Source organism: Pseudoflavonifractor phocaeensis (assembly GCF_038439875.1).
Taxonomy (GTDB): domain Bacteria; phylum Bacillota; class Clostridia; order Oscillospirales; family Oscillospiraceae; genus Vermiculatibacterium.
In genome coordinates, this window is record NZ_JBCDMT010000005.1 from 205,859 (window position 1) to 230,690 (window position 24,832).

Here is a 24,832-nt window from a genome sequence, read left to right on the forward strand (position 1 = left end):
ATGATCGTCTCCTCGCTTTGCTCCGCCGCTCAGCAAAAGATCAGCGGCAGATTGATATGGCTGGGGTAGCGCCCGCCGTGGTAGATCTTGTTGACCGCCACCACCGAGCCCATGTCCTCGAAGGGGCTGTCCCCGGTGTTGGTGTTGGGGAACACCAGGTTCTTGCTGGAGGACTGCACCTGGACCCGGAGCCGGTGCCCCTTGGCCAGCCGCCAGCCGTTGCTCTCCATCTGGAGGAAGTAGCGCTCCACCTTGCCCGGCTCCAGCAGCTTGGCCGTCTCAAAGCCGTCCCGGAACTTGGCCCGGATGATGTTCTCCGACAGCTGGCGGGAGTTGCCCTCCTCGTCCACGTCGGTGAGGCGCAGGATCCAGTCGGTATCCAGGGCCGAGGAGCTGGCGAAGAACTCCGCCGAGATCTCCCCCGCCAGGATGACGTCCCGCTCCAGGGGCTTGGAGGTGTAGACCAGCATATCCTCCCCCGCCTCATGGCCCTTGTAGTTGATGGGGGAGCGGTGCCCCACCTGTTCGGAGACCAGATCGGAGAAGGGGGTCTGGGGATCATAGTGGTAGGTGTCCGAGCCCTCCTGGGCGGGGTTTTCCCACTCCAGGCGGCCGTCCCCCCAGCAGGAGTTGGCGCGGCCGTCGCTGTCCAGGTAACAGCAGGTCATCTTGGCCTCCGCGGGGCTCCAGTCATCGGAGGTGTGCCACTGGTTTTCCCCCACCACGTAGTAGGTGGCCCGGGGCTCCCCGTCCATGCCGTTTTGGATCCCTTTCAGGTAATAATCATACCACCGCAGGTTATTGATGTCAAAGTTGTAGATGATGGCGTTGTTGCCGAAGGCCACGCCCTCCACGTCCCGGGTGGTGTTGGGGCCGTGCTCCCACGGCCCCAGGACGATCCGGCGGCCGGGCACGTCGTACTTGGTCAGGCCCCGCCAGGTCTCGCTGACTCCCAGGCCGTCCCCGTCATACCATCCGCTGATGACCATCATGGGGACCTTCACCCGGTGGAAGTTCCGGGTAAAGTCGCTGCGCTGCCACCACGCGTTCTCCTCGTCGTGGGTGGTCCACTTCTTCCACAGGTCGTTCTTGGGCGTGCCCAGCACCTTCTCCGCCAAGGAGGAGAGGGGGCGGATGTCCATCATGGGGGCCCAGTCTACCGTGTCGGACATGTAGTACATGTTGGGCCGCTGGCCGCTGGACTGGGCCAGGGCCCAGCACAGCAAGGGCTGGGAGCAGAGGGCCCCGCCCCGGCGCACGGTGTCGATGAAGGGGGAGCCCACGTTCACCTCGTCGATGACGCACTTCAGGTGGGGGTTGCCGCTGGTGGCCGCCTGGACCACCACGTGGCCCAGGTAGGAGGCCCCCCACATCCCCACGTTTCCGTCGCTCCAGGGCTGGGAGACGATCCAGTCAATGGTGTCGCTGCCGTCGTCCCGCTCGTAGGCGAAGGGGTCCAGATCTCCCTCGGAGTCGCCGCGGCCCCGCACGTCCTGCATCACCAGGGCGTAGCCCTTGTTGACGTACTTGGACAGCTTATAGCCGAAGCGCTCCTTGGTATAGCAGGAGCGCACCAGGATGGTGGGCCACTTCTGGCCCGGCCGGCCGCCCTGGGGCAGATAGACCCGCTGGGCCAGCTTCACCCCGTCCCGCATGGCGCACTGCTGGATGCCCAGGCAGTCGATCCCGTAGACCGGCTGGGAGAGGAGGGGATCGGTCCTGTACTGGACCAGGGGGGTCAGATCCTCACAGCCGGGGCGGACCACCACCTCCATGCCGTAGCGGTTGCTCATGAGGAAGGCGATGACCTCCCCCTCCAGGGTGATGATGTCCAGGGCGGGATCGGCGTTTCGCTGGGCCCATACCTGGGAGACGCGGCCCGTCCGATCCTCATAGGTGATGTGGCGGCTGTACACGTCGCCGCAGGGGAGCTCCACCCGCTCCCCCTCCCAGCGGGCCGCCAGGTATTCCGGGCACTTCTTCTGGATGCCGGCCAGGTCCATGACGACAAAATCCTGGACCCAGGGGGCGGTGGGGGTCTGGAGAAAGCGGGTCCGCTGATCCACGTAGGCGATCATGAGCCCCTCTTCCTGAAAGTGGACCACGGCGTCGAACACGCCGGAGCTGTACAGGTTCATTCCCTCAAAATAGCGGCCGTCCTTCATGTGTCAATGCTCCTTTTCCACACCAGTTTCGTGGTTTTTTCCTGTGTTCGGGCAGGTTCCCATCGAGCCCATCATATCGGCTTTCCACAGCGGTGTCAATGCGCGGGAGAGCAAAATCAAAAAGTTTTTTCAAAAATCAAAAAATGAGTTGAATTCGCAGGACAGATATGCTAGTCTTGAGCTAAGTACCGAGAATCGACACGCAGCGACGGGCGGGACCCAGGCACAATGACGAAAAAGGAGATGACCCAGATGGCCCTCAACTACGGGAAATACGGCCTGTACGACTTTCACCTGACCCCGGAGCAGGAGGAGAAGGCCCTGGCGGTCTATGAGGACAGCTATGTGATCGACATGCTGTTCCAGGGCCCCCTCTCCCCCTATTCCCTGGAGGAGTCCTTCTCCAGGAAGATCGAGGAGAAGTATGAGCCCCTCAAGACCACCGACCCGGACCGCTACCGGGGGAAGATCGCGGGCGCGGTGCTCCAGGCCGCCCTGGACGGAGAGCTGCCCGAGTTCAAGCAGTGCTGGTACGACAGCGGCATCACCGCCGGCTGCCGCCAGCTGGAGACCTCCGGCGGGCTAGACGACCTCATCAAGTCCATGGGGGAGTGCCAGGCCCAGTTCGACCGCTTTAGTGACTGGCTCATCAAGGCCACCAAGGCCGACGACATCGTCCGGGCCAAGCGGGAAAACAAGAAGGCGGGCTTCCTCCTCTGCCAGGACTCCTTCGCCCTGGGCAAGGACCTGGATATGATCGACGCCCTCTACCAGTATGGCCTGCGGGTCATGCAGCTGAGCTACAACACCCAGACCCACGTGGCCGCCGGCTGTTACGAGCGCACCAAGGCCGGGGTGACCAATTTCGGCGTGAAGTTCATCCAGCGGATGAACGACCTGGGCATGATCGTGGACACCGGCCACTGCAGCGACCAGACCGTGCTGGACGCCTGCGAGCTGTCCAAAACCCCCGTCATCGCCTCCCACTGCTGCGTGCGCAGCGTCTACCCCCACAACCGCTCCAAGGGCGACGAGGCACTGAAGGCCATTGCCCAGTCCGGCGGCGTGGTGGGACTGGTGGCCATGCCCAACTTCATCCACGCCGACAGCCACCACGCCACCATGGACCACGTGATGGACCAGATCGACTACGCCGTGAACCTCTGCGGCATCGACCACGTGGGCATCGGCACCGACTGGCCCATGAGCGAGGTGATGGCCTCCCTGGTCTACCTGCGGGACGTGCTCTCCCTCCAGATGGGCTTCCTGCCCGGGGACGGCCCGGCGGAGGAGACGGTGGAGGGCCTCACCGAATATCGCCAGTTCATCAACTTCGCCCGGGGCATGGTGGCCCGGGGCTACGGCGAGGATGACATCAAAAAGCTGCTGGGCGGCAACTGGCTGCGGGTGTTCCGGGAGGTCTGCGGCTGACCGGTCCCGATCCATCATGAAACTCAAATCATGTGTGTGAAAAGAAAGAGGGTAAATCGATCATGAAAAAGAAAGTTGCGCTTCTCCTCTCCTGCGCGCTGACCCTTTCCCTGGCGCTCTCCGCCTGCGGCGGGAACGACAATCCCCCCGCCGGCTCCGCCCAGCCCTCCGCCTCCGCCGGAGAGCCCGGCGTGGTCAAGACCGAGCTGGTGGCCGGCGTGGACAGCCTGTCCACCAGCATCGACCCCATGCTGGCCAACTTCAGCAACACCACCTCCGTGGCCAACCACATCTACAACACCCTGGTCAAGTATGATCTGAACAACGAGATCGTGGGCGACATGGCCAGCAATTGGAGCCGCCCCGACGACACCACCTGGGAGTTCACCATCCAGGACGGCTACAAGTTCCACAACGGAGACGACGTGACCATGGAGGACGTGGTCTTTTCCGTGGAGCGCTGCAAGGACATCCCTCAGGCCGTGCAGTACGTCACCGGCGTCACCTCCGTGACGGCGGAGGGCAATAAGCTCATCGTCAAGACCGAGACCCGGAACAACAAGCTCATCCACGACTTCACCAACATCGTCATCACCAGCCAAAAGGCCGTCACCGAGGCGGGGGACAACTGGGGCCAGATCGCCGTCGGCTCCGGCCCCTACAAGGTGGCCAGCTTCATCCCCTCCAACGAGGTGGTGCTGGAGCGCTGGGACGAGCATCCCACCCTCAAGCCCGCCCTGAGCAAGATCACCGTCCGGGCCATCGGCGACGCCTCCAGCAAGTACATGGGCATTGAGAAGGGCGATTTGGACTTCGTGGACAAGATCAACGCCGGCGACATCGGCCGGGCGGATGCCAACGACAAGCTGACCACCATTAAGGTCCCCAGCCTGGGTATCTTCTTCATGGCCGTCAACGCCAGCGTGGCTCCCTTTGACAACGCCAAGGTCCGGGAAGCTCTCCAGTACACCATCGACCGTGAGGCCCTCATCTCCCTGGGCAGCGGCATCGACGCCGTGGCCAACACCATGCTCTCCCCCGCCCTCCCCTCCTATAACCAGGATGTAAAGGCCCCCGGGCTGGACCTGGAGAAGGCCAAGGACATGCTGACCGAGGCGGGCTATCCCGACGGCTTCGACACCACCCTGTGGATCTACAACGACAGCCAAAAGACCTACGCCGAGCTGACCCAGGCCCTCCTCAAGGAGATCGGCGTCAACGTCACCATCGAGCAGCTGGAGTTCGGCAAGTTCCTGGACAGCCTGGACAAGGGCGAGCACATGATGCTCTTCGGCAAGCAGACCGCCTCCCCCTACGCCATCAGCTCCCTGGAGATGTACTACGGCGACCAGAACTTCGGCGGCGGCGGCAACTTCGGCTTCTACACCAACGACGAGGCCAACGCCCTCATCGCCCAAGGCCTGGCGGCCATGGACGAGGCCGAGGAGATCGCCTGCGCCAAGAAGATCCAGGAAGTGGTGGCCCAGGACAACCCCTACTATCCCATCTCCAACACCGTGGACTGCCGGGTGGTGGTCAACAACCTGAAGGGCTGCGAGTTCTTCTCCAACAGCACCTTCTCCTTCCTGAACGCCTACTTCGAGTGATCCGGCCCAACAGATCGTCCGTGAGGAGGGTGCCCGCGGGCACCCTCCTCTTCTTGGAATGACCCAAATACCGCCCCGGCGCCGTTTGCCGGGCGGGAAGAAAACGAGGCGACGGTATGCACAAGTATGTATTGAAGCGCATCCTCATGATGATCCCCATCATCCTGGGCATCACCTTTATCGTGTATTTCATCCTGGCCCTGACTCCCGGCGACCCGGCCAAAATGATCCTGGGCCAGGGGGCCACCCAGGAGCAGATCGAGGTCATGCGGGAGCAGATGGGGCTCAACGACCCGGTGGTGGTCCGCTACCTGAAATATATGTGGGGCGTCCTCCACGGGGACTTCGGCACCTCCTACTCCACCCGGGAGCCCGTGTTCGCCATGGTCCTCTCCCGCTTCCCCTACACCTTTAAGCTGGCCGTGCTGTCCATGATCGTCACCGTGGCCATCAGCATCCCCCTGGGGGTCTATTCCGCCGTCAAGCAGAACACCCTGGGGGACAGCTCCGTCATGGTGCTGTCCATGCTGCTGGCCGCCACCCCCAAGTTCTGGCTGGGCCTGTTGCTGATGCTGGTCTTTTCCGTGAAGCTGGGCTGGTTCCCCACCAGCGGCCTGGACACCTGGCAGAGCTATGTGATCCCAACCATCGCCATGTCGGCGGCGGGGACGGCCATCAATACCCGGATCGTGCGGGCCTCGGTGCTGGACGTGATCAAGCAGGACTTCATCCGCACCGCCCGGGCCAAGGGCGTGAAGGAGCAGGTGATCTTCCGCAAGCACGCGCTGAAAAACGCGCTGCTGCCGGTGGTCACCGTCATGGGCACCAGCTTCGCCGGCTCCCTGGGCGGCTCCGTGCTCATTGAGACCGTGTTCTCCATCCCCGGCATCGGCCTTTTGATGATCGAGCGCATCCGCCAGAAGGACATCCCCACGGTGCTGGCCTGCGTCATCTTTATCGCCGTGGTCTTTGCGGTGGTCAACCTGCTCACCGACATCGCGTACAGCTACATCGATCCCCGGATCAAGGCCCAGTACGCCGGCGGCGGGAAAAGGGGGCTGACGTGATGGCAAGGACAGCGGCAGTTTCCCCCGGCGCGGAGCTGGCCTCCGACAGCCGCAAAAAGGGGCTGTGGCGGGAGGCCTGGATCCGTATGCGCCGCAACCGGGCCTCCATCCTGGGCATGGTCATCCTGGGCGTCATCGTCCTGCTGGCCATTTTCGCCGACGTGATCGCCGACTACGACGGCGTGGTCACCAAGGTGGACATGACCCTCCGCCTGGCGCCCCCCAGCCTGGCCCACATCTTCGGCTGCGACGAGCTGGGCCGGGACCTCTTTGCCCGGATCATCCACGGCGCCCGCATCTCCCTCACCATCGGCTTCGTCTCCGAGGTGGTGGCCCTGACCCTGGGCATGTTCCTGGGCGCCGCCAGCGGCTATTTCGGCGGGAAGATCGACAACGTCATCATGCGCTGCATGGACGTGTTCATGGCCATCCCCAGCCTGCTCCTCTCCATCGCCATGGTCACCGCCTTTGGAAACGGCACCCCGGTGCTCATCCTGGCGGTGGCGGTGGGCTCTGTGCCCAGCCTGTCCCGGGTGGTGCGGGCCCAGGTCATGTCCATCAAGGGACAGGAGTATGTGGAGGCGGCCAGGGCCCTGGGGGCCAGCAACTTCACCATTATCACCAGGTACATCATCCCCAACATCATGTCCCCCATCATCGTGCAGGTGGCCCTGGACATCGCCGGCGCCATCATGACCATCAGCAGCCTGAGCTACCTGGGCCTGGGCGTCTCGGCCCCCACGCCGGAGTGGGGCTCCATCCTCAGCGCGGGCCAGACCTACATCCGGGACGTGTGGCACATCACGGTGTTCCCCGGCCTGATGATCGTCATCACCGTCATCGCCCTGAACATGATCGGCGACGGCCTGCGGGACGCGTTGGATCCCAAAATGAAACGATAGAGAGGGGGACGCCGCTTTGGACGAGAATATCTTATTGGAGATCAAAGACCTGGTGATCCACTACCACACCGACAACGGCGTCGCCCAGGCGGTCAACGGCGTGGACCTGACCCTCCGCCGGGGCGAGACCCTGGGGCTGGTGGGGGAGACCGGCGCCGGCAAGACCACCACCGCCCTGGGCATCATGCGCCTGCTGCCCGAGGAGACCGGCAAGGTGGAGGCGGGCAGCATCACCTTTGACGGGGTGGACCTGCTGAGTTTGAGCCACGAGGAGATGCGCCGCAAGCGGGGCGAGGAGCTGTCCATGATCTTTCAGGACCCTATGACCGCCCTCAACCCGGTGCTCACCGTGGGGGACCAGATCAGCGAGGTGCTGCGCTCCCACCACCCCGTCTCCCTGCATGAGGCCATGGAAAAGGCGGGGGATATGCTGGAGCTGGTGGGGATCCCCCGGGCCCGCCTGAACGAGTACCCCCACCAGTTTTCCGGCGGCATGAAGCAGCGGGTCATCATCGCCATCGCCCTGGCCTGCCGGCCCAAGCTCCTCATCGCCGACGAGCCCACCACCGCCCTGGACGTGACCATCCAGGCCCAGGTGCTTGAGCTGATGAACAACCTGAAGCGGGAGATCGACACCGCCATGCTCCTTATCACCCACGACCTGGGCGTGGTGGCCCACACCTGCGACAACGTGGCCATCATGTACGGCGGCGAGATCATTGAGTACGGCACCAAGGAGCAGGTGTTCGACCATGTGGCCCACCCCTACACCAAGGGGCTGTTCGGCTCCATCCCGGACATCACCAAGAACGTACACCGGCTCACCCCCATCGAGGGGCTGATGCCGGAGCCCTTTAATCTGCCCGAGGGCTGCAAATTCGCCAACCGCTGCCACCTGTGCACCGGGGCCTGCACGGCAGGCCCCATCCCGGCGGTGGACGTGGGCGGCGGCCACCTGGTCCGCTGCGTGCTGGCCCAGGCCCAGGAAGGAGGCGGCGCGTGATGGACACCCCGCTGCTGGAAGTACGCCACCTGAAAAAATACTTCGACACCCCCCGGGGGAAGCTCCACGCGGTGGACGACCTGAATTTCACCATCCAGAAGGGACAGACCCTCGGCATGGTGGGGGAGTCGGGCTGCGGCAAATCCACCGCGGGCCGCACCGTCATGATGCTCCATCCCCCCACCGCCGGCGAGGTGCTGTTCGAGGGGGAGAACATCGTGGGCGCCCAGGGCCGCGCCCTCAAGGAGCTGCGCCGGAAAATGCAGATCATTTTCCAGGACCCCTTCTCCTCCCTCAACCCCCGGATGACCGTGTTCGAGTCCATCGCCCACCCCCTCATCATCAACGGCATCTATAAAAACAACAACCAGGCCGAGGCCGAGACCCTCCGGCTGATGGAGCTGGTGGGCCTGTCCCGGCGGCTGGTCAACACCTATCCCCACGAGCTGGACGGCGGCCGCCGCCAGCGGATCGTCATCGCCCGGGCCCTGGCTTTGAAGCCCAGCTTCATCGTCTGCGACGAGCCGGTTTCCGCCCTGGATGTGTCCATCCAGGCCCAGATCCTCAACCTCCTCCAGGACCTTCAGGAGGAGATGGGGCTCACCTACCTGTTCATCACCCACAATCTGGCGGTGGTCAAGCACTTCTCCAATGACATCGCCGTCATGTACCTGGGTCAGGTGGTGGAGAAGGCCCCGGCGGAGGAGCTCTTCGCCCGGCCCCTCCACCCCTACACCCGGGCCCTGATCTCGGCCATCCCGGTGGCGGACATCCACGCCAAGCAGGAGCGGATCCTGCTCAAGGGGGAGATCACCTCCCCCATCAATCCCAAGCCGGGCTGCCGCTTTGCCAAGCGCTGCGCCTACTGCACCGAGGCCTGCACCGCGCGGGACCCCGAGCTGAAGGAGGAGTCCCCCGGCCACTTCATCGCCTGCGCCCGCTGGCAGGAACTCTGGTGAGGGGCCCTCGGGGCGCCTCAAGCCGAAATGAAGGAGAATCATAATGGTCAACATCGAACACAAGGACGTGTTGGAGCTGTTGGACGCCGGGACCTGCACCGCGCTGATGGAGCGGACCCTGGCGGATCTGGAGCTGGGCAAAGGGGTCCAATACCTGCGGGGGGTGACCCCCCTGCCCTCCCATGACCTTTTGGGCTTTATGCCCGCCTATCTGGGGGGGGACTTTTTTGGCGCCAAGGTCATCACCGTCTTTCACCGCAACCAGGAGGAGGGCTACCCCTCCCACCAGGGCACCGTACTGCTCTTCGACTCGCCCCACGGCTCCCTCCAGGCCATGGTGGACGGCGGCGCCGTCACCCAGGTCCGCACCGGCGCCGTGAGCGCCGTGGCCACCAAACACCTGGCCCGGCCCGACGCCAAACGTTTGGCCCTTCTGGGCTGCGGGGCCCAGGCCGTCTCCCACCTGGAGGCCATCCGCCTGGTGCGGGAGCTGGAGGAGGTCACGGTCTGGGACATCAGCGGCCGGCGCGCCGACGAGTTCGCCCAGCGGATGGGGGCCCGGACCGGCCTGCCCATCCGCCCCTGCGCCAACGTGGAGGCGGCGGTGGCGGACGCCGACATCATCTGCACCCTCACCCCCTCCACCACCCCCATTCTGGAGGGCGGGTGGGTCAAGCCAGGGGCCCACGTCAACGCCGTGGGCGCCTGCCGGGCCCAGGACCGGGAGCTGGCCACCGACCTGGTGGTCAGGAGCAAGCTCTACTGCGACGCCATGGAGTCCATCCTAGCCGAGGGGGGCGACTTCCTCATCCCCAAGGAGGAGGGGGCCGTGGACGACAGCCACATCCGGGGGAGCCTGGGCCAGGTCATCACCGGCCGGTGCCCCGGCCGGGAGAGCCCCGCCGAGATCACCCTGTTCGAGGCCCTGGGACTGGCCATCGAGGACATTGCCGCCGCCAAAGCGGCTTATCTGGCCAAGCGCGGCGGCTGATCGGAGGAGGCCATGAAACAGTTCGCCAGCATCTTCAACGACGTGCTGGGCCCCGTGATGCGGGGCCCCTCCAGCTCCCACACCGCCTGTTCCGTCCGCATCGGGGCCCTGGCCCGGGAGATGGCGGGGGGAAGCCCCGCCGCCCTCCGGGCGGAGTTCGAGCCCAAGGGTTCCCTGGCGGCCACCTACCGCTCCCAGGGGGTGGACGTGGGCCTTGCCGCCGGCCTGCTGGGGATGGCCCCCGACGCCGAGGGGCTGATGGATTCCCTGGCCCAAGCCCAGGCCCAGGGCGTTTCCGTCACCTTTCACGTCACCCCCTTCTCGGCGGACCACCCCAACACCTACCGGCTCACCGTCACCGGCCGGGACGGGCAGGCCACCCGCTTCACCGCCCTCTCCGTGGGGGGCGGGATGCTCCGCGTGGTGGAGGTCGAGGAGTTTCCCCTCCTTCTGGAGGGGGGCTTTTATGAGCTGCTCCTCTTCTTCGACCAGGACCAGCGGGCCCGGCTGGACGGCCTGGAAAAGCTGCTGGCGGAGACCTCCGCCGGCCGTGTGGAGCGGATCCCGGGGCCGGAGGGGTGGCTGATCCGGCTCTCCTCCCCCCTCCCGGTGGAGCCGGGCGTTTGGGAGGCGGCTTCCGCCCTTCTGCCCCCCCGGCGGGTCCTCCGGCTCTCCCCGGTCCTGCCCACCCCGTCCCAGCTGGAGCCCAGCGTCCCCTTCACGTCCATGGAGGAAATGCTCTCCGCCCGGCCCGGCAGGGCCCTGTGGGAGATCGCCGTGGAATACGAGGCCCGCCGGGGCGGGCAGGCGGAAGCGGAACTGCTGCGGCGGATGGAGGACATCCTCGCCGTGATGGAGCGGGGGGTGGAGACCGGCCTCCGGGGCACCGAGTACCGGCAGCGGCTCCTGGGCAGCCAGTCCCACCGGATGCTGGACCCCCAGCGGCAGGCCCGGATGATCCCCGACCCCCTCCAGCAGCGGATCATCGCCAACATCTCCGCCATCATGGAGACCAAAAGCAGCATGGGCCCCTTCGCGGCGGCCCCCACGGCGGGCTCCTGCGGCTGTCTGGCGGGCACGGTCCTGGCCGCGGCCCAAGAGATGGGCCTGGGGCGGGACGCCGTGGTCCGGGCCCTCTTCGCGGCGGGTGCGGTGGGGGTACTCATCGCCCAGCACTCCACCTTTGCCGCCGAGGTGGCCGGGTGCCAGGCCGAGTGCGGCGCGGGCTCCGGCATGACGGCGGCCGCCCTGGTGGAACTGGCCGGCGGCACCGCCCGGGAGGCGGCGGACGCGGCCTCCATGGCCCTTCAAAACGTATTCGGCATGGTCTGCGATCCGGTGGCGGGGGGCGTGGAGGTCCCCTGCCTGGGCAAGAACGTCATGTGCGGCCTCAACGCCCTGGCCAGCGCCAACATGGCCCTGGCGGGCTTTGACGCCGTCATCCCTCTGGACGAGACCATCGGGGCCCTGGACCGGGTGGGGCGGATGCTCCCCCGGGAGCTGCGCTGCACCGGTCTGGAGGGCCTCACCATCACCGACACCGGGAAACGCCTGGCCCGCCGGCTGGCGGGGGAAGGGGGATGCGGCGGATGCTGCTGCTGAACGCCAAGGAAGTCCACGCCCTGGCCCGGCCGGAAGAGCTGGTCCCGGTCATGGAAGAGGCCGCCCGGCTCTACGAGGCCGGGGATTTCATCATGCCCGACCGCATGGGGGTGCCCCAGGGGGAAAACACCTACCTGTACATGCCCTGCTTCACCCCCTCGGTCCACGGCACCAAGTTCCTCGCCCTCTTTCCCCAGAACCCCGGCCGGGGGCTGGCCCGCATCCAGGGCATGATGCTGCTGGGGGACCCGGAGACCGGCCAGACCGTGGGCCTGCTGGACGGCGGTGCCCTTACGGCCTGCCGGACCGGGGCGGTGGGGGCGGTGGGCATCCTGCACACCACCCCGCCCCAGGCCTCCACCCTCGCCCTCATCGGGGCGGGGGTCCAGGGCTTTCACCAATGCCTTTTCGCCGCCAGGGTGCGCCCCATCCGCACCGTCTTTGTCTACGACCCCCGGCCCGGCGCCGCGGCGGCCCTCTGCCGCCGCCTGGAGGAGGAGCTGGGGCTGGAGGCCGTGGCCTGTGCCGGGGCGGCCCAGGCCGTGGAGCGGGCGGAGATCGTGGTCACCGCCACGGCCTCCCGTGAGCCGGTGCTCCCCGACGACCGGGAGCTGGTGCGGGGCAGGCATTTTATCGGAATCGGCTCCTACAAGCCATTCATGCGGGAATTTCCCCGGGCGGTCTTTCAGGAGGTCCGGGAGGTCCTGGTGGACGTGGAATTCGCCAAGGAGGAGACCGGCGACCTGGCCGTTCCCCTGGAGGAGGGCTGGATCACCCCCGGCCAGGTCCGCACCCTGGGCAAAGCCCTCTCCGCCCCCTTGGACTGTTCGGGGACCACGCTCTACAAATCCGTGGGCATGGCCCTCTTCGACGTTCTGGCGGCGGACCATCTGCTCCGCAAGGCCCAGGCCCTTGGGGCGGGGGTCAGCGTGGAGTGGTAAGCCGCCTCTCCGGCGCCGGGGCAGAAAAACAGCCGGCCAACTCAGGCTATGAGTTGGCCGGCTGTTTTACGTCTCCCGATCCTCCCGGTAGCGGCGGCGGTATTCCGCCGGGGTCATTTTGAAGTTCAGCTCGAAGATCTTGTAGAACTGGCTGATGTTGCTGTACCCCACCTCCTGGATGACCTCGTTGACGCTCTGGTCGGAGGCGATCAGCAGCTTTTGGGCGTTGGCCAGCCGGAGCAGGGTGATGTATGCCTTAAAGGAGATCCGCATCTCGTCCTTGAAAAGGTGGCGGAAATAGGACTCGTTCAGATTCAAATGCCCGGCCACCTGCCGGAGGGTCAGGCGGGTGTTGTAGTGATCGTTGATGTACTCCCTGGCTTCCGCGATCTTGGGGTTCTGGCCGGGGCCGTTCCGCACCGTCCCGCTGGAGGCGCTCCTGGCCCGGGACAGGGTCAGAAGGATCTGGCGCAGAAGGATGTCCAGCTCCATCTGGCAGAACTCGCCCCCCGCCTTATAGGTCTCATAGGCCTTGCGGATCAGCTCCCCCAGGGGGGCGGCGGCGGGCTCCTGGGCGGAGATGCGGTTTTCAAACCGCAGGGGGTCGTACTGCAAAAACCGCAGGTATTGGGCGTCCACCGACTGCCCGCTGGGGGCTGAGATGATGGAGGGGAGAAAGATCAGGAAGAGGTACTGGGTCTCCTCCCCGGCGTCGGAGATGGCCACGTGGCTTTCGTAGTTGTTGGAGACAAAGATGTCCCCCGGGCTGACGGTGTATACCTTATTTAAATAGACAAACTTCCCCGTGCCCCCGGTGCACAGGCCGATCTCGTGATAGCGGTGCCAGTGCATGCTGTCCCGGTTGCCGGTCACGTCAAAGGGAAAGAGGTGGATGGGAAACGCCGGATCAAAATCATATTCCCAGTTGAAAAGCTTCATACGGGCCCTCCCGGCAGCCCCGCTGCCTCCATACGCCAGAATTGGCAGGTCCATGTGTCGATTTTTGCCGAAATAGATCTTTGTTTCTCAAATTTGCCCCTAAATTCTAAAATTTATCATAACATGGACCTATAAAATTTTCAATGGACCAGCCGCTTTTGTTAGAAACAATACCACAAATGGGATTGTTCCTCTTTGAGACCAACTGTAAAATATAGACAAGGATGGGTGGGCGCTGTCTCCAAAATTTTTACAATTTTGCACACCCAAATTGATAAAGGAAGTGGGAAACATGAAAAAACTGCTTGCATTGCTCTTGTCCGGCACCATGGTCCTGGGTCTCCTGAGCGGCTGTTCCAGTGAGAAAAAACCCGTGGAATCCGACGCACCCTCCGCGCCCGCCGCCGAGAGCGCCGAGCCCGCCCCGGAGGGAAAGACCTATAAGGTCGGCTTCTCCAACGTCTGGGTGGGCAACACCTGGGGCGTCCAGTGCGTCAACGAGCTGGAGGCTTTCCTGAAGAACAACGACCAGGTCTCCGAGTACTACATCTACAACGCTGACAACGACGTCAACAAGCAGATCTCCGACATCGAGGACCTCATCGCCAAGGGCGTGGATATGCTCATCCTCCAGCCCATCTCCGCCGAGTCCGTGGCCGCCGTGGTGGAAGAGGCCTACGACGCCGGCATCGTGGTGGTGGACTGCACCTCCCCCCTCTCCGACGCCACCGACAAGTATAACGTGTCCGTGGTGGCCCGGGACTACGACTTCGGTTACGTGGGCGCCAAGTGGCTGTGCGAGCAGCTGGGCGGCGAGGGCAACATCGTGTGCCTCGACGGCATGGCCGGCCTGTCCAGCGCCGTGCTGCGCATGGAGGGCGCCAACGCCGCCTTCGCCGAGTACCCCGGCATCAAGGTGCTGGCCTCCGAGTACGCCAACTGGGACTACGCCACCGCCAAGCCCGTGATGGAAAACCTGATGGCCGCCTATGACAATATCGACGGCGTCTGGTCCTCCGGCGGCGACATGACCCGCGCGGCCATCGAGGTCTGGGCCGACTCCGGCCGGGACTGGATCCCCATGATGGGCGAGGACTGCAACGGCTTCCTCAAGCTGTGGAGCCAGTATAAGGACGACGGCCTCTCCTGCATCGCCACCTCCCTGCCCACCTGGCTGTTTGCCTACGGCGCGGAGCTGGGTCTGGAGGTCCTCAACGGCACCTATACCGGCGAGAAGGACATCATCGTGGAGATCCCCACCATCACCAACGAGCAGGTGGGCGACTATGTGCGGGAGGACCTGTCCGACAGCTTCTGGTGCGGCACCCGCATGAGCGAGGAAGACATCCAGGCCCTCTACGGCAACGGCAACGATGGCTCTCAGGGCCTCAGCGGCCAGGGTGTCACCGGGGACCACTGATCCCACACTAAAAATCAAATCGTTCTCCTTGAAAGCGGCGCGCCCTTCGCCTGCCCGGCGTCGCGGCGCGCCGCCCCTTTTTCCGAGCCTGAGCGTCAAGGGGCGGGGTCTGACCCCCGCCCCCCAACCACAGCGAGAGGATGATGCGCCTTGGAACAGGATTTTTTACAGTTCCAACATATCACAAAGCGCTTCCCCGGCGTCACCGCCCTGGACGACGTGTCCATGGGGGTCCGGCCGGGGGAGATCCACGCCCTGGTGGGCGAAAACGGCGCCGGCAAGAGCACCCTGATGAACATCCTGGGAGGCAACCTCCAGCCTGAGGAGGGGGAGATCTTCCTGGAGGGCCGGGCCGTCCGGATCGCCAGCCCCATCCAGTCCTTTCAGATGGGCATCGGCTTTGTCCACCAGGAGTCCAACCTTTTGGACAACCTGTCGGTCTATGAGAACATCTATCTGGGCCGGGAGCTCACCGGCGGCCTGGGCCGGACCGACAAGAAGCGGATGTGCCGGGAGATCCTGGCCTGTGGCCAGCGCCTTGGCTATCAGCTGGAGCCGGAGCGGCGGGTGGCCGAGCTGAACCTGGCCGAGCGGCAGAGCGTGGAGATCACCCGGGCCCTGCTGGCCAATCCCAAGATCCTCATCCTGGATGAGCCCACCGCCGCCCTGGCCGAGGACGAGGTGGCCCGGCTCTTCCAAAACGTGCGGCAGCTGAAGGAGCAGGGGGTCTCCATCCTGTACATCTCCCACCGGCTGGACGAGATCATGGAGCTGGCCAACCGGGTGACCGTCCTGAAGGACGGCAAACTGGTGGGCACCCTGGACCGGGAGGAGCTGGACAAGGACCGCATGGTCAACATGATGGTGGGCCGGGTCCTGGAGGACATCTACCCCGACCGCAGCCAGGTCCGCCCGGGCGGCGAACTCCTGACGGTGCGGGACCTGACCATCCCCGGCAAGCTGGACCACGTGAGCTTCACGGTCCGCGCCGGGGAGATCGTGGGCCTGGGCGGCCTGGAGGGCCAGGGCCAGCGGACCGCCGTGCGGGCCGTCTTCGGCGACCAGCGCTTCTCCCAGGGGCAGATCGCCGTGGAGGGCACGCCCCTGAGCGGCGGCATCGCCAAGCGCATCCGCGGCGGCGTGGCCTACGTCACCCACGACCGCCGGGGCGAGGGGCTGGTGCTCACCCAGTCCATCCGCAAAAACAGCGCCCTGGCAAGCCTCCGCCGCCTGGCCTCCCCCGTTGGCTGGGTGCGGGAGTCCCAGGAGCGCTCCGAGGTGCAGGGGCACATGGAGGGGTTTCAGATCAAGGCCGCCTCCATGGAGGAACTGGTCTCCCACCTGTCGGGGGGCAACCAGCAAAAGGTGATGCTCACCCGCTGGCTGATGACCAAGCCCCGGGTGCTCATCATCGACGAGCCCACCAAGGGCATCGACATCGGCGCCCGGATGTCCATCTACCAGATCATCCACCGGCTGACCCAGGAGGGGATCGGCATCCTCATGCTCACCAGCGACATGGTGGAGCTCATCGGCCTGTCCGACCGGACACTGGTGTTCTATGAGGGAAAGATCGTCCAGGAGCTCAGCCGGGCCGAGATCACGGAGGAGAAGGTCATGAAGGCCGCCAGCGGCATGACGGAGGAGGAGGCCGGATGAGACATATGGAACGACTGCGCCGGAAGTTTTCCGCCACCCCCCAGCTGAGCAGTGTATTGACCATCTGCCTGCTCCTCGTCGTCATTTTCCTCTCCATGTGCGCCTACTCGGAGAGCTACCGCTCCCTCTACAATATCACCAACGTCCTGGCCCAGTGCGCCCCCCTGGCCTGCGTCAGCCTGGGACAGACCATCGTCATCATCAGCGGCGGCATCGACCTGTCGGTGGGCTCCACCATCAGCGTGTGCACCGCCATCGCCGCCCGGCTCATGGGCGGCGACAACCCCGCCCAGATCGCCTTCGGGGTCTTGGCGGTGTTTGCCTTCGCCGCGCTGGTGGGGCTGGTCAACGGCACCTGCGTCACCCGGCTGAAAGTCCCCCCCATGATCACCACCCTGTGCACCAGCACCATCCTCAACGGCGTGGCCCTGTGGATCCTGCCGGTGGCGGGGGGCAAGATCAACCCCTCCTTCGCCCGGGTGGTCTATAAAAAGTGGGATGTCCTCAGCATGCCCCTCATTCTCATGTTTCTTCTGTTCCTGGCGGTCCGCTACCTCATGTACAGCACCCGGACCGGGAAGAGCCTCTACGCCATCGGGCAGAACCGGACCATCGCCGCCTCCATGGGGGTAAAGACGGACCGCTCCTGCGTCAAGGCCTACGTCATCGCCGCGCTGTGCGCCGCCGTCACCGGGCTGCTGCTGGCCTGCCGGATGCGGGTGGGGGACCCCACCTGCGGCACCACCTACGGCATGGACTCCATCGCCGCCACCGTCATCGGCGGCACCTCCCTGGCGGGGGGCACCGGCCTGCTCTCGGGCACCGTCGTGGGGGCCTTCCTCATCGGTATGCTCTCCAACGTCATGAACATCCTGGAGGTCAACCAGTTCTATCAGTATGTGATGAAGGGCGCGCTTTTGATCGGCGCCATGGTCATCTACTCCATTTCCGACAGGCTGGAGGTGCGTCGCCGTGCGTCATGATACGCTTTTGAGGAGGAATGGCTCCTCGCTCCAGCCCGTCATCCTGCTGGCCATCATCGTGGTGATGATCCTGGCCCAGGCTGTCCTGGTGCCCGGCTCCATCACCGTGAACCAGCTCCTGCTGATCTCCCGGCAGGCCTCCGCCCTGGGCATCATCGCCCTGGGGCAGGCCATGGTCATCCTGGTGGGGGGCATCGACCTGTCCGTGGGGGCCACCGTCATGACGGTGAATATCTTCTGCATCGCCGTCATGGGGGGCTCCAACGCCAACGGGGCCAAGGGCATCCTTGTCTGCCTGCTCATCGGCCTGGCCATCGGCGCCGCCAACGCCGTGGGGGTCTTGCTCCTCAAGATCGCCCCCTTTGTCATGACCTTGTGCACCACCATGATCTGTGAGGGCATCTGTTACGTGTACACCAAGGGCTCCCCCACCGGGAGCGCCGCCCCCTTCATCCGCTCTCTGGGCACCGGCCGGTGGATGGGCATCCCCTACTCCACCCTGGTCTGGCTGCTCCTGGCCCTGGCGGTGTGGCTGGTGCTCCGGTACACCACCCTGGGCCGGAAGCTCTACGCCGTGGGGGGCAACCCCAAGGCCGCCCGCCTCAGCGGCGTGGCCAACCTGCGGGTGGTGGCGGGGACCTACATTTTCTCCGCCCTGATGGCCGCCTTTGCCGGGGTCATCCTCACCGGCTACCACAACATCGCCTCCCTGACCCTGGAGGGGGACTACGCCATGAACTCCCTGGCCGCGGCCCTCATCGGCGGCAACGCCATCGAGGGCGGCCGGGGCGGCGTCTGGGGCGTGGTGCTGGGGGCCTTCTTCATGATGCTCCTCATGGCCATGCTGACCATGATCGGCATCAGCGAGGTGGGCAAGCTCATCACCCAGGGGTGCATCATCCTGGTGGTGGTGGCCGCCCAGCAAATCTTCAAAAAAGACTGAGAGGTGAACATTCGTGCGCATTGGGATCAACCAGTTCTGCTTTCCCGCCGACTGCGACGTGCGCCAGGCCTTGGAGCGGGCCAAGGCCCTGGGTTTCGAGTGCATGGAGATCTGCCTGACCACGGACCGGCAGGAGGGCCTCAGCGCCGGGGGCGTCACCGACGCCCTGGGCATCAGCGGCTACTATAACCGCCTGCTCCACGAGCACGCCGGGGAGCAGGAGTTCCGCCAGCTGCGGGCCATGGCCCAGGAAATCGGCATCTCCCTGTCCAGCGTGGGGGGCATCATCAGTTTTTCCATCTACCCCCTCACCGCCCCGGACGGGGCCACGGCCCAAAAGAGCATGGACGCCGTCAAGCGGATGCTGGACGCGGCCCAGGCCCTTGGGGCCGCCTCCGCTCTCATTATCCCCGGCATGGCCACCGAAGAGATGGACTACCAGTGGGCCTATGACACCGCCCAAAGCCGCCTGGCGGCCCTGGCCGACTACGCCCCGGCGGTGAGGCTGATGGTGGAGAACGTCTGGAACAACATGCTTTACAGCCCCCTGGAGCTCTCCCGCTTCGTGGACGGCACAGGGAAAGCAAACGTGGGGGTGTGCTTCGACATCGCCAACGCCCGCCGCTTCGGCTACCCGGAGCAGTGGATCCGCACCCTGGGCCATCGGATCATGGAGCTCCACTGCAAGGACTACCGCATGTCGGTAGACAACATCAACGGCTTCACGAACCTGCTGGACGGGGACGTGAACTACCCGGCGGTGATGGCCGCCCTCCGGGAGATCGGCTACGACGGCGACCTGATCGTGGAGCTGACCCCGCCCGCCCACCATCTGGTGGACCAAACCCTCCGCCACGCGCGGGAGACCCTCGCCGCTTTGCTGCAAACTTGCTGAATGGAAAGGATGAAGCGCAATGAAAAAGTATGGTGTTATGATCGTCGGGACCGGCTGGGTGTCCGGGGAGCACATCCGCGCCTTTGAGATGACGGGCTCCGCCCAGGTCACCGCCATCGTCTCCCGCTCCAAGGAAAAGGGAGAGGCCAAGGCCCGGGAGTACGGCCTGGAGGGCCGCTGTACCGTCTACACCGACTACGCCGAGGGGCTGAAGGACCCCAGCGTGGATATCGTGGTCATCTGCACCCCCAACGATATGCACTGTGAGCAGACCATCATGGCCGCCGAGGCGGGTAAGCACATCCTCATCGAAAAGCCGGTGGCCCTCTCCTGGGAGGACACCAAGCGCATGGACGAGGCGGTGCGCAAGGCCGGGGTAAAGACCCTGGTGGGCTACGTGCTCCACTACAACCCCCTCTTCGTCACCGCCAAGCGGATGCAGAAGGACTACATCGGCGAACTCAAGTACGCCGAGACCGACTACTTCCACCGGGTCACCGACTCCATCCCCTGCTACGAGTGGACCTGCAAGAAGAGCGTGGGGGGCAGCTCCCTCCTGGCCGGCGGCTGCCACGCCGTGGACGCCATGCGGTGGTTCATGCAGGACGAGGTGGTGTCGGTCTACGCCCAGTCCAGCAAGATGCGGGAGGACCTGGAGTTCGACGGAACCATCGCCATCATCCTCAAGTTCAAAAACGGGGCCGTGGCCAAGGTGGGCAGCAGCTACGACTTCATCAGCCCCTACGTCTTCAACCTCCACCTGTGCGGCACCAAGGGCACCTTGTGGAACGAGAAGCTCTGGTCCCCCGACCAGATCGCGGAGCAGCGGGACTACATGGAGCTGCCCGTCCTCACCCCCAACAGCGGCGACGTGAAGCACCACCCCTTCCCCGAGGAGGCCGCCCACTTCATGGACTGCATCATCAACGACAAGGAGACCGACTGCCCCATGTCCGACGCGGTCAAGACCCAGGAGGTGGTCTTTGCCGCCGACCTCTCCGCCGCCACCGGCGAGGTCATCCATCTGCCCTTGAAGTGACCTTCGCTCCTTCCAACAACAGAAAACCATGGGCCGTGGAAGATTTCCACGGCCCATGGTTTTTTATTCTCCTATGCCGGCTGCTCCGGCAATGGGGGCTTGACCCTGGCCCAGCCCTCCACCACCCGGACGCCCTCCTGGTTGACGCAGGTAGTGCGGAGGACGGCGGTGTTTTTTTCAGGATGCAGCTCCGACACCTCGGCTGTGGCGGTGATGGTGTCCCCCGCCCGAACCGGCGCCAGGAACTTTAGGTCCTGGCCCAGATAGATGGTGCCGGTCCCCGGCAGCTGGACCCCCAGCACGGCGGAAATGAGGCTGGCCGACAGCATCCCGTGGGCAATGCGGCCCTTGAAAAATGTTTGGGAGGCGTACTGCTCGTTCAGATGGGCAGGGTTGATGTCCCCGGATACTCCGGCGAAAAGGCAGATGTCGGTCTCCGTGATGGTCTTGGCGAAGCTGGCCTTCTGACCGATGGAAAGCCGGTCAATGCTGTATCCCATATCCATCCCTCCCTCTAACCGGCCGGAATCTGGTGCTGGAAAACGGCGGGCCGCTTTTCCAGGAAGGCGCCCATGCCCTCCTTCTGGTCGGGGGTGCCGAAGCACAGCCCGAACAGGCCCTGATCCCGTTCCACGGCGGCGTCCAGGGTCATCTGGTGCCCGCCGTCCACGGACCGCTTGGCCAGGGCCACGGCGGTCTGGCTGTTGCGGAGAACCCGCAGGGCCAGGGCGTGGGCCGCGTCGGCCAGCTCCTCCGGCTCCACCACGGAGTTCACCAGGCCGATGGTCTCGGCCCGCTTGGCGTCGATGGAACTGCCGGTAAAGATGAGCTCCTTGGCCCAGGTGTCCCCCACCAGGTGGGGCAGTCGTTGGGTGCCGCCCCCGGCGGGGAAAATTCCCAGGCCCACCTCCGGAAGGCCGAATTTGGCCCGGGTGGAGGCCACCCGCAGGTCGCAGGCCATGGCCAGCTCACAGCCGCCGCCCAGGGCGTAGCCGTTCACGGCGGCGATGAAGACCTTCTCCATCTCCTCCATCATGCGGTAGAGCTCCACCGTCTCCTTGGCGTAGACGGCGGCCTCGTGGGGGCTCATGGCGGACATATAGGCGATATCCGCCCCGGCCATGAAGGCCTTGCCCGTCCCGGTGAGGATCACCACGTTAACTGAGTCGTCCTTGGACAGACCTTTTAGGATCCACCAGTACTCGGTGAGGAAATCCCGGGTCAGGGCGTTGAGAGTGTTGGGGTCGTTGAATGTAATGGTGGCGATGGGGCCGTCCCGCTCCATCAAAATTTTTCCGCTGGTCTCGATAGATCATCACGCTCCTAAGAGAATAGGTTGGGCAACAGCATGGCGATGGGTTCGATGTAGGTGATGGCCACCAAAGCCACCAGAAGGGCGATAAGGAAGGTCCAGATGTTCTTTACCAGCTCCTGGAACTTGATATTGCCCACGCCGCAGGCCACGAAGAGGTTGGCCCCCACGGGCGGGGTGATGAAGCCGATGGAGAGGTTTACCACCATGATGATGCCGAAGTGGATGGGGTTGACGCCGAACGCCGCCACGACGGGGGTGAGGATGGGGGCGATGATGAGGATGGCGGAGGTGGTCTCCATCAGGCAGCCCACCACCAGCAAAATCAGGTCGATGACCAGCAGGATGACGAAGCGGCTGTCGGTAAAGCTCTGAAGAGCGGTGGCCACCATGGTAGGGATCTGCTCCAGGGTGAGCACCCGGCCCAGGACGGTGCCGGTGGCCACGATGATAAGGATGGTGCCGGTGGTCTTGGCGGAGTCAAAGAGCTTCACCCAGACCGTGCTCAAATCCAGCTCCTTATAGACGAACAGGCCGATGATAAGGGCGTAGACCACGGCCACCACGGCCGCCTCGGTGGGGGTGAAGATGCCGCCGTAGATGCCGCCCAGGATGATGACGGGGACCAGCAGGGCCCAGATGGCGTCCTTGAATTCCCGGCCCACCCGGGCCCAGGTAAAGGTCAGGCCGTTGCCGGTCCAGCCGTTCTTCTTGCTGGTCATCACCGACAGCACGATGAGGCACAGCCCGCAGGAGATGCCGGGGAGGAAGCCGGCCATGAACAGCGAGGAGATGGAGGTGCCTGTCGCTACGCCGAACATGACCATGGGGATGGAGGGCGGGATGATGGTGCCCAGACAGCCCGAGGCGGCGATAAGGGCCATGGTGAAGCCCTTACTGTACCCCCGCTCTATCATAGAGGGGGCCATGATGGTGCCGATGGCCGCCACGGTGGCGGGGGCGGAGCCGGAGATGGCGCCGAAGAACATGCAGGCGATGACGCACACGATGGCCAGACCGCCAGTCTTGTGGCCCACAAAGGCGTCGAAGAAGTTGACCAGCCGTTTGGACAGCCCGCCGCCCTCCATCAACGCCCCGGAGAGGACGAAGAAGGGGATAGCCATCAGGGGGAAGGAGTCACAGCCGGTGAACATGTTAGTGGTGATGTAGTTCATATCCACCGAGCCGCCCAGGAGGCAGTAGATCACGCAGGCGGCGCCGATGGAGATGCCGATGGGGACCGTCATAAAGCACAGGGCCATAAAGATGACAAAGATCACAATACCCGCGACAGCGCCTTGCATTATGCCTCCACCTCCTTTTCTTCCGTCTCAGGGGCCCGGTATTCCCGGATCAGCTTGACCGTGTCCTGGATGAGCCGCACGACCATCAGCCCACAGCCCGCCACCATGGAGAAGTAGGGCACCCACATGGGCAGGTGCAGCGTGGCGGAGTACTGGGTGCGCACGAAGGCCAGGCGGTATACCGCGTTCCAGGAATAGTAGGTGAACACCACGGCGAAAAGGAGGAAAAAGGCGTTGGAGATGAGGTCCAGGACAAAATTTCCCCGCTTGTGGAAGACCACCTTCAGCACGTCTACCTTGATGTGGGCCCGCAGCTTCACGGCCATGGCGCTGGAGATATAGATGAGCCAGACAAACAGATAGCGGCCCAGCTCCTCGGTCCAGGCCAGGGAGATGTCGGTATATTTCGCGGTGACCCGGATGAGGATCTGGAGAAAAATGACCACGGTCATGGCTGTCAGCAGCAGGGCGCAGATCATTTTTTCCAGGTTCTCGTCGATCCACTTCAGAATCTTCACAGAGGCTAGCGCTCCTTTCTCTCTTGGAAATAAGCCCCCTGCGGCGGCGGAGGTCGGGAGGACCTCCGCCGCCGCAGGCAGGAAAGGTTGGAACAATCAGCCGGCGGACGCGGCGTCGATGTAGGCCTGGAGGTCCAGATTGGGGTACTGGGTCTCGAACCAGTCGTAAACGGGCTGGCAGGCCTCCTTAAAGACCTGACGCTGCTCGTCGGTGAGAATGGTCACCTCGCACCCTTCGGAGATGATCTCCATATCGGAGGCCACGCTCTCCTCGGAGAGGTTGCGCTGGTAGTCGATGGTGTCGGCCACCACCTCGTCGAAGGTCTTTCTCAAGTCGTCGGGCAGGCTCTGATACCAGTCCTCGCTGACCATGACGGGGGCCAGGTCGATGCAGTGGTGGAGGTCGGTGAAGTACTTCTGGACCTCATAGAACTTATTGGTGTTGACGATGTTGGTGGGGTTGTCCTGGCCGTCCACGGTGCCCTGCTGGAGGGCGGTGAACACCTCGGCGAAGGACATGGCGGTGGGAGAGGCGCCCAGAGCCTCGAAGGTCTTGATGTAGATGTCGTTCTCCATGACCCGGACCTTCAGCCCCTTCATGTCGGCGGGGGTGACGACGGCGTTCTTGCTGTTGGTGAGGCAGCGGGCGCCGTTGAGCATCCAGCCCACGGGGCGGATGCCGATCTCCTCGGCCGCCTGATCGGCCAGCCCGGCCATGAAGTCGCTCCCGGCGAAGTCGTAGGCATTTTCAGGGGTGGCAAAGAAGAAGGGCAGGGACATGGGCATAAAGGCGTCGGTGAAGATGGCCAGAGGGGCGCTGGAGCCCTCGCCGATCTGCACGGAGTTATTCTGCATGGACTCGATGTTGGCCCGGGTGTCGCCCAGGGTGTTGTTGGGGTACAGGGTCATCTTCATGCGGCCGTCGGTGCGGGTCTCCAGCTCCTCGGCCATCCAGCGGAAGGCCACGGTGATGGGGTTTGTCTCGGCCACGGTGCCGGCGTAGATGATCTCGTACACCTGGCCGGGGTCGGCGCTCGCGCTGTTGGCGGCGGGCTTGTCGTTGTTTCCGCCGCAGCCGAAGAGGGTGAGGCTCATCGCGGTGGCCAGGAGCAGAGGCAGGATTCTTTTCGCTTTTTTCATGTTCATTCTCCC

22 protein-coding genes are annotated in these 24,832 nt (G+C 64.6%); 15 read left to right on the top strand and 7 right to left on the bottom strand.

The features are described from left to right. Window positions 1-29 precede the first annotated feature (29 nt). Window positions 30-2,165 (bottom strand): CocE/NonD family hydrolase, encoded by a 2,136-nt coding sequence (locus tag AAEU42_RS10715; protein ID WP_342233545.1) that lies wholly within the window; start codon window positions 2,163-2,165, stop codon window positions 30-32. A gap of 228 nt (window positions 2,166-2,393) precedes the next feature. Here AAEU42_RS10715 and AAEU42_RS10720 point away from each other — a divergent pair, with 228 nt between their 5' ends. From AAEU42_RS10720 to AAEU42_RS10760, 9 genes are all read left to right on the top strand, one after another. Continuing rightward, window positions 2,394-3,596, top strand: a complete 1,203-nt coding sequence (locus tag AAEU42_RS10720; RefSeq protein ID WP_342233546.1) for a dipeptidase — start codon at window positions 2,394-2,396, stop codon at window positions 3,594-3,596. A gap of 62 nt (window positions 3,597-3,658) precedes the next feature. Then, window positions 3,659-5,203, top strand: coding sequence for an ABC transporter substrate-binding protein (locus AAEU42_RS10725; protein ID WP_342233547.1), 1,545 nt, complete (start codon window positions 3,659-3,661; stop codon window positions 5,201-5,203). A 116-nt stretch (window positions 5,204-5,319) separates the two neighbouring features. Next, complete coding sequence (locus AAEU42_RS10730) at window positions 5,320-6,270, top strand: ABC transporter permease (RefSeq protein ID WP_342233548.1); 951 nt, start codon at window positions 5,320-5,322, stop codon at window positions 6,268-6,270. Then, the gene (locus tag AAEU42_RS10735) at window positions 6,270-7,172 is read left to right on the top strand and encodes an ABC transporter permease (RefSeq protein WP_342233549.1); all 903 of its coding nucleotides are present in this window, start codon (window positions 6,270-6,272) and stop codon (window positions 7,170-7,172) included. The genes AAEU42_RS10730 and AAEU42_RS10735 overlap by 1 nt, the downstream gene beginning before the upstream one ends. Before the next feature lie 16 nt (window positions 7,173-7,188). Then, entirely contained in the window at window positions 7,189-8,175 is a 987-nt protein-coding gene (locus tag AAEU42_RS10740; protein WP_342233550.1) for an ABC transporter ATP-binding protein, read from the top strand. Further along, entirely contained in the window at window positions 8,175-9,134 is a 960-nt protein-coding gene (locus tag AAEU42_RS10745; protein WP_342233551.1) for an ABC transporter ATP-binding protein, read from the top strand. Before AAEU42_RS10740 ends, AAEU42_RS10745 begins: the two co-directional genes overlap by 1 nt. 43 nt (window positions 9,135-9,177) lie before the next feature. Continuing rightward, window positions 9,178-10,125, top strand: coding sequence for an ornithine cyclodeaminase family protein (locus AAEU42_RS10750; RefSeq protein WP_342233552.1), 948 nt, complete (start codon window positions 9,178-9,180; stop codon window positions 10,123-10,125). Window positions 10,126-10,137: 12 nt separating this feature from the next. Then, complete coding sequence (locus tag AAEU42_RS10755; RefSeq protein WP_342233553.1) at window positions 10,138-11,727, top strand: L-serine ammonia-lyase, iron-sulfur-dependent, subunit alpha; 1,590 nt, start codon at window positions 10,138-10,140, stop codon at window positions 11,725-11,727. After that, window positions 11,715-12,668, top strand: coding sequence for an ornithine cyclodeaminase family protein (locus AAEU42_RS10760; RefSeq protein ID WP_342233554.1), 954 nt, complete (start codon window positions 11,715-11,717; stop codon window positions 12,666-12,668). Before AAEU42_RS10755 ends, AAEU42_RS10760 begins: the two co-directional genes overlap by 13 nt. A 66-nt stretch (window positions 12,669-12,734) precedes the next feature. On the opposite strand, the gene AAEU42_RS10765 is transcribed toward AAEU42_RS10760, so the two are convergent. Continuing rightward, window positions 12,735-13,607 (bottom strand): AraC family transcriptional regulator, encoded by an 873-nt coding sequence (locus AAEU42_RS10765; protein WP_342233555.1) that lies wholly within the window; start codon window positions 13,605-13,607, stop codon window positions 12,735-12,737. A gap of 292 nt (window positions 13,608-13,899) precedes the next feature. Here AAEU42_RS10765 and AAEU42_RS10770 point away from each other — a divergent pair, with 292 nt between their 5' ends. From AAEU42_RS10770 to AAEU42_RS10795, 6 genes are all read left to right on the top strand, one after another. After that, complete coding sequence (locus AAEU42_RS10770) at window positions 13,900-15,027, top strand: ABC transporter substrate-binding protein (protein ID WP_342233556.1); 1,128 nt, start codon at window positions 13,900-13,902, stop codon at window positions 15,025-15,027. A gap of 150 nt (window positions 15,028-15,177) precedes the next feature. Continuing rightward, window positions 15,178-16,686 (top strand): sugar ABC transporter ATP-binding protein, encoded by a 1,509-nt coding sequence (locus tag AAEU42_RS10775; RefSeq protein ID WP_342233557.1) that lies wholly within the window; start codon window positions 15,178-15,180, stop codon window positions 16,684-16,686. Window positions 16,687-16,691: 5 nt separating this feature from the next. Beyond that, the gene (locus AAEU42_RS10780) at window positions 16,692-17,669 is read left to right on the top strand and encodes an ABC transporter permease (protein ID WP_342233558.1); all 978 of its coding nucleotides are present in this window, start codon (window positions 16,692-16,694) and stop codon (window positions 17,667-17,669) included. Continuing rightward, complete coding sequence (locus AAEU42_RS10785) at window positions 17,659-18,612, top strand: ABC transporter permease (RefSeq protein WP_342233559.1); 954 nt, start codon at window positions 17,659-17,661, stop codon at window positions 18,610-18,612. Before AAEU42_RS10780 ends, AAEU42_RS10785 begins: the two co-directional genes overlap by 11 nt. A gap of 13 nt (window positions 18,613-18,625) precedes the next feature. Then, window positions 18,626-19,507, top strand: coding sequence for a sugar phosphate isomerase/epimerase family protein (locus AAEU42_RS10790; RefSeq protein ID WP_342233560.1), 882 nt, complete (start codon window positions 18,626-18,628; stop codon window positions 19,505-19,507). A gap of 37 nt (window positions 19,508-19,544) precedes the next feature. Continuing rightward, window positions 19,545-20,546 (top strand): Gfo/Idh/MocA family protein, encoded by a 1,002-nt coding sequence (locus AAEU42_RS10795; protein WP_342233561.1) that lies wholly within the window; start codon window positions 19,545-19,547, stop codon window positions 20,544-20,546. A gap of 71 nt (window positions 20,547-20,617) precedes the next feature. Here the strand turns inward: AAEU42_RS10795 and AAEU42_RS10800 are convergent, their stop codons facing one another. From AAEU42_RS10800 to AAEU42_RS10820, 5 genes are all read right to left on the bottom strand, one after another. Further along, on the bottom strand, window positions 20,618-21,046 hold the full coding sequence (locus AAEU42_RS10800; protein ID WP_425288210.1) for a MaoC family dehydratase: 429 nt from the start codon (window positions 21,044-21,046) through the stop codon (window positions 20,618-20,620). A 14-nt stretch (window positions 21,047-21,060) separates the two neighbouring features. Next, window positions 21,061-21,831: an enoyl-CoA hydratase/isomerase family protein gene (locus tag AAEU42_RS10805; protein WP_342233563.1), complete on the bottom strand. Its 771-nt coding sequence runs from the start codon at window positions 21,829-21,831 to the stop codon at window positions 21,061-21,063. 38 nt (window positions 21,832-21,869) lie between these two features. Beyond that, window positions 21,870-23,162, bottom strand: coding sequence for a TRAP transporter large permease (locus AAEU42_RS10810; RefSeq protein ID WP_342233564.1), 1,293 nt, complete (start codon window positions 23,160-23,162; stop codon window positions 21,870-21,872). Continuing rightward, on the bottom strand, window positions 23,162-23,680 hold the full coding sequence (locus AAEU42_RS10815) for a TRAP transporter small permease (RefSeq protein WP_342233565.1): 519 nt from the start codon (window positions 23,678-23,680) through the stop codon (window positions 23,162-23,164). The genes AAEU42_RS10810 and AAEU42_RS10815 overlap by 1 nt, the downstream gene beginning before the upstream one ends. 96 nt (window positions 23,681-23,776) lie before the next feature. Next, on the bottom strand, window positions 23,777-24,820 hold the full coding sequence (locus AAEU42_RS10820) for a TRAP transporter substrate-binding protein (protein WP_342233566.1): 1,044 nt from the start codon (window positions 24,818-24,820) through the stop codon (window positions 23,777-23,779). Between the last annotated feature and the right edge of the window lie 12 nt (window positions 24,821-24,832).

Excerpts from the sequence above, each read along its gene's own strand:
- AAEU42_RS10715 (WP_342233545.1), bottom strand. The coding sequence starts at position 2,165 with ATGAAGGACGGCCGCTATTTTGAGGGAATGAACCTGTACAGCTCCGGC.
- AAEU42_RS10720 (WP_342233546.1), top strand. The coding sequence starts at position 2,394 with ATGACGAAAAAGGAGATGACCCAGATGGCCCTCAACTACGGGAAATAC.
- AAEU42_RS10725 (WP_342233547.1), top strand. The coding sequence starts at position 3,659 with ATGAAAAAGAAAGTTGCGCTTCTCCTCTCCTGCGCGCTGACCCTTTCC.
- AAEU42_RS10730 (WP_342233548.1), top strand. The coding sequence starts at position 5,320 with ATGCACAAGTATGTATTGAAGCGCATCCTCATGATGATCCCCATCATC.
- AAEU42_RS10735 (WP_342233549.1), top strand. The coding sequence starts at position 6,270 with ATGGCAAGGACAGCGGCAGTTTCCCCCGGCGCGGAGCTGGCCTCCGAC.
- AAEU42_RS10745 (WP_342233551.1), top strand. The coding sequence starts at position 8,175 with ATGGACACCCCGCTGCTGGAAGTACGCCACCTGAAAAAATACTTCGAC.
- AAEU42_RS10750 (WP_342233552.1), top strand. The coding sequence starts at position 9,178 with ATGGTCAACATCGAACACAAGGACGTGTTGGAGCTGTTGGACGCCGGG.
- AAEU42_RS10755 (WP_342233553.1), top strand. The coding sequence starts at position 10,138 with ATGAAACAGTTCGCCAGCATCTTCAACGACGTGCTGGGCCCCGTGATG.
- AAEU42_RS10760 (WP_342233554.1), top strand. The coding sequence starts at position 11,715 with ATGCTGCTGCTGAACGCCAAGGAAGTCCACGCCCTGGCCCGGCCGGAA.
- AAEU42_RS10765 (WP_342233555.1), bottom strand. The coding sequence starts at position 13,607 with ATGAAGCTTTTCAACTGGGAATATGATTTTGATCCGGCGTTTCCCATC.
- AAEU42_RS10770 (WP_342233556.1), top strand. The coding sequence starts at position 13,900 with ATGAAAAAACTGCTTGCATTGCTCTTGTCCGGCACCATGGTCCTGGGT.
- AAEU42_RS10780 (WP_342233558.1), top strand. The coding sequence starts at position 16,692 with ATGGAACGACTGCGCCGGAAGTTTTCCGCCACCCCCCAGCTGAGCAGT.
- AAEU42_RS10795 (WP_342233561.1), top strand. The coding sequence starts at position 19,545 with ATGATCGTCGGGACCGGCTGGGTGTCCGGGGAGCACATCCGCGCCTTT.
- AAEU42_RS10800 (WP_425288210.1), bottom strand. The coding sequence starts at position 21,046 with ATGGGATACAGCATTGACCGGCTTTCCATCGGTCAGAAGGCCAGCTTC.
- AAEU42_RS10805 (WP_342233563.1), bottom strand. The coding sequence starts at position 21,831 with ATGGAGCGGGACGGCCCCATCGCCACCATTACATTCAACGACCCCAAC.
- AAEU42_RS10810 (WP_342233564.1), bottom strand. The coding sequence starts at position 23,162 with ATGCAAGGCGCTGTCGCGGGTATTGTGATCTTTGTCATCTTTATGGCC.
- AAEU42_RS10820 (WP_342233566.1), bottom strand. The coding sequence starts at position 24,820 with ATGAAAAAAGCGAAAAGAATCCTGCCTCTGCTCCTGGCCACCGCGATG.